The organism is Paenibacillus sp. J22FR21 (assembly GCF_056269135.1).
This window is the reverse complement of sequence record NZ_JBWDNJ010000007.1, coordinates 373,622-383,900: the sequence shown is the minus strand read 5'-3', so window position 1 is coordinate 383,900 and position 10,279 is coordinate 373,622. Positions and strand designations below refer to the sequence as shown.

The 10,279-nt window shown below is 46.0% G+C and carries 5 protein-coding genes and 3 pseudogenes; 2 read left to right on the top strand and 6 right to left on the bottom strand.

All coding sequences use genetic code 11. From position 1 onward, the window contains the following. Nucleotides 1-1,125 (bottom strand): annotated as a pseudogene (locus AC0YNS_RS24885) (NTTRR-F1 domain); the annotation flags it as partial. 366 nt (nucleotides 1,126-1,491) lie between these two features. Here AC0YNS_RS24885 and AC0YNS_RS24880 point away from each other — a divergent pair. After that, nucleotides 1,492-1,800: pseudogene (locus AC0YNS_RS24880) on the top strand (tyrosine-type recombinase/integrase); the annotation flags it as partial. Between the two features lie 794 nt (nucleotides 1,801-2,594). Here AC0YNS_RS24880 and AC0YNS_RS24875 read toward each other — a convergent pair. The 4 genes from AC0YNS_RS24875 to AC0YNS_RS24860 all read right to left on the bottom strand — a co-directional run bounded on the left by AC0YNS_RS24875 (nucleotide 2,595) and on the right by AC0YNS_RS24860 (nucleotide 8,646). After that, nucleotides 2,595-4,154 (bottom strand): ABC transporter substrate-binding protein, encoded by a 1,560-nt coding sequence (locus tag AC0YNS_RS24875; protein WP_475783628.1) that lies wholly within the window; start codon nucleotides 4,152-4,154, stop codon nucleotides 2,595-2,597. A gap of 126 nt (nucleotides 4,155-4,280) precedes the next feature. Beyond that, complete coding sequence (locus tag AC0YNS_RS24870; RefSeq protein ID WP_475783627.1) at nucleotides 4,281-5,174, bottom strand: carbohydrate ABC transporter permease; 894 nt, start codon at nucleotides 5,172-5,174, stop codon at nucleotides 4,281-4,283. A 7-nt stretch (nucleotides 5,175-5,181) separates the two neighbouring features. After that, nucleotides 5,182-6,123 (bottom strand): ABC transporter permease, encoded by a 942-nt coding sequence (locus AC0YNS_RS24865; protein WP_475783626.1) that lies wholly within the window; start codon nucleotides 6,121-6,123, stop codon nucleotides 5,182-5,184. Between the two features lie 192 nt (nucleotides 6,124-6,315). Next, nucleotides 6,316-8,646 carry a helix-turn-helix domain-containing protein gene (locus AC0YNS_RS24860; RefSeq protein WP_475783625.1) on the bottom strand — a complete coding sequence of 777 codons (2,331 nt, stop codon included), beginning with the start codon at nucleotides 8,644-8,646 and terminating at the stop codon, nucleotides 6,316-6,318. A gap of 244 nt (nucleotides 8,647-8,890) precedes the next feature. Between AC0YNS_RS24860 and AC0YNS_RS24855 the strand changes: the two are divergent. After that, a pseudogene (locus tag AC0YNS_RS24855) lies at nucleotides 8,891-9,091 on the top strand (tyrosine-type recombinase/integrase); the annotation flags it as partial. Nucleotides 9,092-9,303: 212 nt separating this feature from the next. Here AC0YNS_RS24855 and AC0YNS_RS24850 read toward each other — a convergent pair. Beyond that, entirely contained in the window at nucleotides 9,304-10,176 is an 873-nt protein-coding gene (locus AC0YNS_RS24850) for a tyrosine-type recombinase/integrase (protein ID WP_475783624.1), read from the bottom strand. Nucleotides 10,177-10,279: the final 103 nt, after the last annotated feature.

The window sequence follows — 10,279 nt, the reverse complement described above, 5'->3', positions numbered from 1 at the left end:
TCCTGTTTCTCCGGTTGCTCCAGTTGCGCCGGTTGCTCCGGTTGCTCCAGTTGCGCCGGTTGCTCCGGTTACTCCTGTTGCTCCGGTTGCTCCTGTAGCTCCAGTTGCTCCAGTTGCTCCAGTTGCTCCTATTGCCCCGGTTGCTCCTGTTGCTCCGGTTGCTCCAGTTGCTCCGGTCACTCCTGTTTCTCCGGTTGCTCCGGTTACTCCTGTTTCTCCGGTTGCTCCAGTTGCGCCGGTTGCTCCGGTTGCTCCAGTTGCGCCGGTTGCTCCGGTTACTCCTGTTGCTCCGGTTGCTCCTGTAGCTCCAGTTGCTCCGGTTGCTCCTGTAGGGCCGGTTGCTCCGGTTGCTCCGGTTGCTCCGGTTGCTCCGGTTGCTCCTGTTGCTCCGGTTGCTCCTGTAGGGCCGGTTACTCCTGTTGCTCCTGTTGCTCCTGTTGCTCCGGTCACTCCTGTTGCTCCTGTTGCTCCTGTAGGGCCGGTTACTCCTGTTGCTCCAGTTGCTCCAGTTGCTCCAGTTGCTCCAGTTGCTCCGGTTGCTCCGGTTACTCCTGTTTCTCCGGTTGCTCCTGTAGGGCCGGTTGCTCCGGTTGCTCCGGTTGCTCCTGTTGCTCCTGTAGCTCCGGTGGCTCCTGTTGCGCCGGTAGCTCCGGTGGCCCCTAATGCTCCAGTGTCGCCGGTTGCTCCTGTAGCTCCGGTGGCTCCTGTTGCGCCGGTAGCTCCGGTGGCCCCTAATGCTCCAGTGTCGCCGGTTGCTCCTGTTGCGCCGGTAGCTCCGGTGGCCCCTAATGCTCCAGTGTCGCCGGTTGCTCCTGTTGCACCAGCTAATCCATTTACTCCAGCTAACCCAGTGGATCCCGTAGGCCCTGTTGGACCCATGGTTCCTGTAGGTCCTACAGGTCCACCTGAAGAACCAGTCGCCCCTGGTATACCAGGGGCACCAGTAGCACCGGTAGCACCAGATGGCCCTGTAAATCCATTCGCACCTCTAGCTCCTGTTGAACCTGTTGGTCCTATTAAACCTCTATATCCTGTTGCACCTCTGCCACCTGTTGCTCCCGTTGCACCTGTTACTCCTGTTGAGCCTATCGCTCCTGTTGCACCTTTGACACCCGCTGCTCCCATTGGAGCATTTATGATTATTTTAGGAGGAGGGCACTTCACAATTTTCTTCTTTTTCTTAACGACGTCTTTTTTACATTTGTCTCTCTTTTTCAGACGATCTACTTTACAATTTTTTCTGTTAGATTTATACATCCATTTAGCCACCTAGGTTTCCATTTTGTTCATATTATGGAGTTTGTCTAGGTCGGTGTTCTTCTTGGGTTTCAATATAATAAAAATGTGCTTATTTACGGCGTACTTGGCTTTGTCCGTTTGCTTTACAATGGATGTCGATCGCGTAAACCTCGATTTAGTAATGTCGATGGGTGAAATGCCAAGGAAACTGGCTTGGACGGCGACTATGCCATCTTCTTAAACGTTGGCCTAGATCATGATTTTGTATTCGCTAATTCCGATGAAGAGAACGCAGGATACATACTCGGAGTACCTCAAACAAATTCAGAATCGTATGGCTAGGCTGCTGCGAATAGCTGCGCTCAATCCTAAACTAACTCCCCATTCTCTACGTCATACACACACTTCGTTACTGGCAAAAGCAGGAGTAAGCTTAGAAACAATCATGGCGCGCTTGGCCATAAGGACGACGATACAACCAAGAACGTGTATCTGCATGTCACCAAACCAAAGAAAAAAGAAGCCCCCCACAAGTTCAGTGAACTCATGAGAAGCCTCTAGTTTTCTGCCGAGGTTACCCTTTAGTAACCCAAAGGATAACCTCGCACCTTCAACCCCTGATAGATCAAGGTTTTTCTGATTTATTACATCATGCCGCCCATGCTTCTGGGCGGTTTTTTGCTTCCTAGCAGTTCTGAAAACTCCCTATATATCAAGGTTTCTTTCTCATTCGTCCTCTAATTCCTGTGGAGAAAGTTGAGTGCGTGGGGAAACAGGTGGGGAAATTAACCCACACATTGAATGATTCAGACATACGGATTCAGGCCCGTATTTCGAGTAAACAAAGCATCCTCGCCGGGCAACCTAGAGGAGGTGGGTCACGACAATCAGCATCATAACCGTAGTAGTTTAACATCGTTAACGATGAATTACTAGCTGTGAAGAAATGGCGCAGTGACAAGGTTTTTAAAGTACAGAACTGTAACATCGTTGCCAATCTGCGATGACATATTACGATATTGCGTGAGCATTCTGTGAGCATTGACCTCTTCATTGGAATATCGATTTCAACGTGGCATCCAGCTATGTGGGGACATGGCCCCTCCTGCTATCCCGATGATCTTGTACTGGGTCGCCATATCTTCGCGGCGTTCTGCCCGGCGCTGTTCAGGGCTAGGCAGCCTTATTTGTGCTATCGTAGCCTCTGCTTGAGAAATTAGATCGAGTCAAAGAGAAGTATGGGATGGTGTCGGTTGTCTCTAAACACGATCCATTATGATGTTCACAATAATAGGAAAAAGCCTGAGATCATCCTATCCCAGGCTTTTTCTCTTACTAGGGTGTCAGCCCTCCGCTTACTTCTTGCCTTTCGCTTTCAACCATTCGTCCAGTTGTTTCTGCTTCTCTTCGATTACTTTCGCGGAGCCGGCCTTCTTCATGGCGTCAAGCAGCTTAGGCATGTATTCATTTGGATCAACTGCGCCTGTAGTGACTGCGGCTTCGTATTCTTTGTAAACAGCATCCATGTTGGCCAACTCCGTCTTGACCGGCTCTTGGTTGAATTGGAAGCCCCAAATTTCCGGTACCATAGCTGAGTTGTTAAGCTCGATTGTTTTCGGCCATGTATCGTCCGATTGGCCTTCCAGCAAGTAACCGATTGTAACGTTACCCATTGCCCATGCTACGTTCGGAGCATAGCCGCCGTCTGTCTTCACCTTGATATGAGTGGCATCGAGTTTATCATAATGTTTGCCTTCAACACCGAAGGCTAGGAGATTAAACAACGCCGGATCCGTATTCGCCAGATTGAGGAACATCATCGCTCTCTCCGGGTTTTTTGAAGTATTGCTGATTGCCGTCATAGTCGGCTGAACGCCGGAGAAACGTGGTTCGTAGAGTGGGATGAAGACGACATCTTTGCCGCCCAGGTTTTGTTTCATCTCGATTTCTCCGCCCGGCTTGAGCGTCCACTCGTAGAAAGAGACGATTTTTCCTGCCTTCTGATAATCAGCGAACGTAGCTGTGGCTACGTCTTTATTGACATAACCTTTCTTAAACCAATCATGCAGCAATTGATGAAAAGCTAAATATTCCGGTGCTTCCAGTACATATTCGAGCTTGTAGTTAGGATCGCCGGTTCTGTACTCAATTCCGGCAAGTCCGTCAAAGCCATGCATATAAGGAACAAATGAGTTAGATCTGGAACCAAAGGCAATTTTGTCCGGTTCACCGGCTTTGACCTTCTCCAGGAATGGCTCCAAGTCTTTATACGTCTTGATCGTGCTAATATCCAAGCCGTACTTGTCGACCATTTCCTTCTGAATAACGAAGCCGCCGCCTTGTGCAATAATTTGATAGTTAGGAATGGCGTATAATTTGCCTTGCGAGTTTCTTGCCCCTTCAATTGCCGCTTTCGGCAGGCTGTTGATGAAATCAGGTGCGTAAGTGGTAACCAGCGACTCTAGGTCCTTGAACGCACCTTTGAGGGAGTTGTTCTCATAGTTGAATGCCCAGTTTGACGTCCACATCATATCGAACGTTTCACCTGCAGAGACGATTGTGTTCATTTTCTGATCATAGTCACCGAAAGTAATCGGCAGTAGTTTAACGGTCGCATTGATTTTCGGCTTGATGTACTCATTTACAGCAGCTTCAACCGAAGTAAGATCCGGCTGCAATTCAGGTTGAGGAATATAATAGGTCAGTTCTACAGGCGGCAGTTCTTCCTTCTCAGGCTCTGCCGGTTCGTTAGTAGCCCCTGTCTCTGAAGTAGTGGACTCTGTGTTCGTGGTTGTTGCCGGCTCATTCGTTGACGTGTTAGATTCGTTGTTCTTATTATTCCCGCCGCAAGCGCTTACAAGTAAAACGATTAACATACTTGCCAATAGCAATTTCAGAAAGGCTGTCTTTTTCATATTTAGCTTACCCTCCTAAGTAATTGTTTCGCACTTTGAATTGACCCTGCCCCAGCACCTTCAAACCAACTGTGATTCTTGTACCCCCTCTCGTGGAGTCAACTTACGACGAATCGATTACTGCCGTTAGCCTTTCAAGGAACCCACCGTTAAGCCTTTGACAAAATATTTCTGAAAAAACGGGAAGATGAACATCATCGGACCCGCTGCCAGCACCGTCATTGCCATCCTTGCGGATAAGTTGGGAAACTTGCTTGTATCGATATGTAGACCACTCATAAACTGCGAGCTAGTGGTCAAGAAATTGATGGTACTCATCATTCGCGTAAGCAGCAGCTGAATCGGAACGAGCTTCTCGCTGTTAATGTAGAGCATCGCCGGAAACCAGGAATTCCAGTAGTTAAACGAGATGAACAGGCCGAGTGTAGCGAGTGCGGGCTTGGAAAGCGGCAAGATCATCTGGAAATAAATCCGCCATTCGCTGGCTCCATCCACCTTCGAAGACTCGATAAGCTCCTTGGGGATCTCGCCAATGAAGCCTTTCATAATAAGGATGTAGAAGGGGGACAGCATCCCTGGGAGAATAAGCGCCCACATCGTATCCTTAAGATGCAGGTATTGTGTCATTAAGATATAGGAAGGAACAAGCCCTCCGCTGAACAGCATGGTGAAGAAGATGTAGAACGTCATCGGCTTCACGTAACGATAATCTTTCCGGGACACGACGTAAGCCGTCATGGATGTGAGAGCTAGACTAGCCAACGTACCGATAACCGTTGTCATAATGGTGACCCAGTAAGCCTGGATCAAGATCATAGGCGATCTAAAGATATAATGGTAAGCGTCTGTACTGAATTGGTGAGGAATCAAATGATAACCCTGGGTAACAATCGACTCTTCACTCGTTAACGAGATGGCGATAACGAGCAGAAACGGTACAACCATCGACAGCGTGACGAGAACAAACAAGAGATTGATCCCAATTTCGACGTAGGATACTTTAGGCCCTGTCCTAATCATGATCCACCTACCACAATGAATTTTCCGGATTTATTTTTTTGACCCATAAATTAGCGCTTAGAACGAGGATCAGTCCAACTACGGACTGGAACAAGCCGACTGCTGTAGCCATGCCGACATCTCCGATTTTGGTCAGCGCCCGGTATACGTAAGTATCAATGATGTCGGTCGTCGGGTAGGTCATGCCGGCCAAGCCGCCGTTTGGCACAAAATAATGCAAGCCGAAGTCTCCGGAGATAAGCCCGCCGATCGCCAGGATGAGCAAAATCATAATTAATGGCATGATCATCGGGATGGTGACTTTGCGGGCGATTTGAAACCTTGTGGCCCCATCGATTTTGGCTGCTTCGTAATATTCGGGATTGATGGCAATAATGCCGGCGTAATAGACCAGCGCGCTGAAACCGATCCGTTTCCAAAGCGCAACGATGTTCAATATGTACGGCCAAGGGCCGGCTTCCATATACCAATCATGTGCTTGCAAGCCCACCATTTCCAGCAGCTTGTTCAGTATGCCGTTGTTGATATCGAGTAAAGTGAACACGATATAGTACACAACGACCCAAGATAAGAAGTGGGGGAGGAACAACGCGGTTTGGTAGATTTTCACCGCTTTTCGGGATATTTCGTTCAATAATACAGCGAAGAGAAGCGCGAACACGGTCGTAAAGAAGATGTAGCCGATCTCATACAGCACCGTATTACGCGTAATGCGAATGGCATATTCAGATACGAAAAAAAACTCGAAGTTCTTAAAGCCAATCCATTCGCTGCCGAACATCCCTTTGTCGTAATGGAAATTTTTGAATGCCATAATAATACCGATCATGGGTAAATAAGCAAAAATGAGAATGTACACGACTCCGGGGATGCCAAGCGTAAACAATTCATGATTTTTTTTGAAGTGGCGCCATTCGTTTGCGATCCGTTTCCACAATCCGTTATCCAAATTGCTTTACCCCTTTCCTGCGTAATTGGTTCTTGGTTGTTGCCCTCATTATGGCTGTTTTGACCCTCTCGCATCTAGTGCACAATCAAGGTATTATTGGCGTTTTGAACTGCATTTTTTGTGTTTTACTCCTACAATTCGTGAATAACACGCTTAAAGGCCAACCGCAGCGGTTGGCCTTTAAAGATAAAGCTATCGCCCAATCGATTTTTTCAACCGATACTCGCCGGGTGTACAACCGATCTTCTTCTTAAACAGCTTGAAGAAGTAACTTTGATTGGCGAATCCGGCTTGATCCATAATTTCGTGTACACTGTGATTTTTATGTTCAAGCAGTTCTCTGGCGACACCTAGCCGGACCTCGCCAATATAGTCGGCAACGGAAATGAGCTCGTTCTTGCGGAATAATCGGCCTACGTAGTCCGCGGACAATTTCATCATACCGGCAATGGATTGGAGGCTGAGGTTAATGTCGCCGTAGTTTTGTTTGACAATCTCCTTGATCGTCTCAACCAGGATATCGTTGCGATCCACCAATCCGCTGCGTTTCTGCTGCGTAATGTCATGCAGCGTCTGCCATAGCTGCCTATGAATATCTTCAAGCGTATCCATCTCCAGCATACTTAAGCTAACTTTATTGATATCGATGTCAATGGGCTGTACGCGGTTTTGATTGATTTCCTTCAGGGTTTGCCTAATAATCACCGGTATCTGGGTAATGCCCGTCATAATTTGATCATAGTTGCATGCGGCAATATGGCGTATAAGCTTGTCCAGCGTATCTTCAAGAAGCACGGCATCGTCCGATTTGATTCCTTCGACGAGTCTTTTTTCCAGCTCCGGAAGCAGAGGTTCACTCCTATTGCGCATGTTTTCCTCAACTGAATCGAGGGTAAGCAGTGTGTTTCTTCCGTAAATGAGCTTATACATAATGATCTGCTGGGCTTGATGGTACTGCTTGGAGATATCCGAGAAATGAATGATGCTCTCGCTTATGGCAGCGCTGATTGTTATTTTGTAGTAGCGCTGCACGGTTTCTTGAACCAGCACCACCTTTTCCTTCAGCAGCCCGATTGTATCGCCGAGATCATGCTTCGCACTGACCAAGAACGCCAGATGATCAGATCTCAATTCGGCTCCGACGCAGTGATAGCGGCTACCAATGAGCTCTTCTGCAATGTTCAAGATCGCAAAATGAAACAGCTTCATTTGGCTGGGCTGAAGCAGTTGACTAATTTTCCGGAAGTTATCTATCGCGATGACGATCACGATATAAGAACCGTTCTCCAGAATGTTCATTTGGTTGGATCGGATGATGCCGATGAATTGTTCGTCACTGAGCACCATGCTGCTCGTAAGTAATTGACGAATATGATAAGAATCGATAATGTCCCGGTTATCTCGATGCATCTTTCTCATATCATGCAGATTATCTACGACGTTGGAATATACTTCGGATAAGTAAGCGAGCTCGTCTTTGGCCGCTTGATCCCCGATCCCAAACGGATTACTTTGGATTTGGCTCATGAGCCTGTCAATTGGCTTGTACAGCCTTCGAGATACAAAGACGGCGGCAATAATTGACAGAATTAAGAATACGACCGTTAAGCCAATGGTTGTTTGGCGGATTTGATCGATGCTATGAATGACGGCGTCGTAAGGCTGCGCGCTTACGATATACCAATTGGGTATGACCAACTTGGAGTAGGAGATGATTTGTTTTTGGTCGCCCACTCGCTGAATCATGTACCCATTTGATTTGTTTTCGCGGACGGAACCGGAGAACAAATCTTGGAAGCCAGCCCTGTTCAGATCGGAGCTCTCATTCGTATATAATATTTGGCCTTCGCTGTTCACCAGCATGATGGAGCCTTCCTTCTTCAGCCCCAGTCCATTGATCAGCTTGATATTGTTAAATAGCCATTCCGGCTTAATATTCAACACAAGTGCGCCTTCATCCGGCTTGTACTTACCGAGCGAGTCGTACATGACATAAGAGAATACATCGATTCCCGTGCTCTTCTCCTTCAGCTTCATGGGAATGAACTTCATTTTCTGTACAGCATCGCTGTTATGGAGGAATTCGAGCATATGCTGCGTAGATTCGCTGCTTTGGCTTTTGAGTGCTGAATTCCCTCCTGCGAAGATCTGGTCGCTGTAGCCGTTATAAATGATAATGGAATCTAGGAAGGAAGTAGAGTTAACGATTGTTTCCATTCTACGGAGTTTATGGGTCAAATCTAAAATAAAAACTTCTTGGTTGGACATCAGAGGCTTGAGCTGAACGTCCCAAAACAGGGCGGACACCATATTTTTGGCGATTTCTTCCATGGAGTTAATATTGTAGTTGATTTGTGCCAATGTTGCTTCATTGTACTCTTTTTGCATCTCGACGACAGAATTTCTGGAGGTATAAAACAGCGTGGCAGAGGAACCAATAAGGAAAATAACCGTTAATACAGATATAGATAGCAGAATACGGAGCAGATACTTCTTCGATTGATAGATTTTCAAAAGCCGCATGGGGGTCATACCTTTCCGTCGTATTAGTTCGAATACGGTCAGGAAACGATGGCTAGTAGTGAGCTCGATGTGTATTTATAAATTTACCATATCTGTAGAGGTTTAGGATAGATGAGGCTGCAGACTAGGTAACAGGAATCTACCGCATGTTTGGTCGTCCGGAGGAATATGAGACAAATAAAGCGCATCATTCAGCCGGCAGTACAGCTATGATCGGTGCGATTTTTGACGCGCTTATTCACATCACACTCACACATCCCTCCTTGCAGAAGCAGGCGTCGGTCTTCAAGAGATTATGGAGCAGCTCGGTCATAAGGACGATGATACCACCAAGAGCGTTTATATGCATGTAACCAAGACCATGAAAAAAGAAGCCTCACACAAGTTTGCTCAACTCTGCGAAGCCTCTAATTTTACCCTAGGTGGGGAAAATGTGGGGAACTGACTTCCACCACACTCGAAAACCCTTATAAATCAAGGTATTTTCACCAATCTTACATCATGCCGCCCATGAGGTTAATGTCTGTAACATCGTTAAAGATAATATAAGAAAGTCAGTAAAATTACGCCTTTCGCGACTTCTGACAGCAATATCTTTTAAAATAATTAGTAGTTACTTTAATGCTTGTGGCACCTGTTCGGCACCTATTAGACACTTCAGAGAGAATAAAAAGAGCCTCGGGAAAATATATAACGCATCGTAACAGTAATGTTTTCATTTCGCATTAGCTTTTGAATTGCAAAAGCACTCATTCCCGACATAGCAAGTCGATGACAGAATGTATGACGAAAGGTATGAGCAGATACCCTCACATCCTTAAAATTCATCTTTTGTCCAAGATACCTGAAAATCAGCATCAGTGCGTTTTCAGTCATTTGGGTATTATCTCTTTTCACGAACACAAAATCGCTTACTTCTCCCCAGTGTTGTTTACAAAAACTTCTGTATGCTGAAAATTCCTTTGATAATTTCTCTGTAATCGTGAGCGTATCTTTTCTTCGCGTTTTCCCAAACGTGCTAATTGTTTGATTAATAAAATCAATATCAGACCACTTTAGATTGATTATTTCACCACGCCGTATTCCAGTCCCAAGTATAGTGACTATCATCATATAATCCCGATAAACAACGTAACTCTTCTCTCTTTGCTTAATGTGTCTGTAAAAGTTCAACATCTGCCGAATCTGCTCATCAGTGAAAACATTAATCTTCACGTCTTCTTTTTGCATCTTCACTCGCTGTGCAGGACTCTTCCCAATCACTTCACACTCCACCATGTAGTTCATGAATGCTCTAATTCGCATTAGCTTGGTATTAATAGAACCTGCCTTATTCCCGCGCTCTTGGCATTCCATAAGATGTTGTCGCACATGATTATAAGTAATATCTTCTACCCTCACAACCTCATGACCAATACAATACTCCACAAACTCACCAAGCATGATCTTATAGTTTCTAATGTTCTTCTGAGTCGTATTCTTAAAGCTTCGGTCATCCAAAAAATCTTGGTAAGCAAATTTTAACAACATAAAAAAGACTACCTCCTTGGAATTAGGAAGTAGTCTATTCTTTAGAAATTAGTTTTTCACATGACCTGTTCTCAACAGGTTTGAGATGGAGCGAAAATAACTC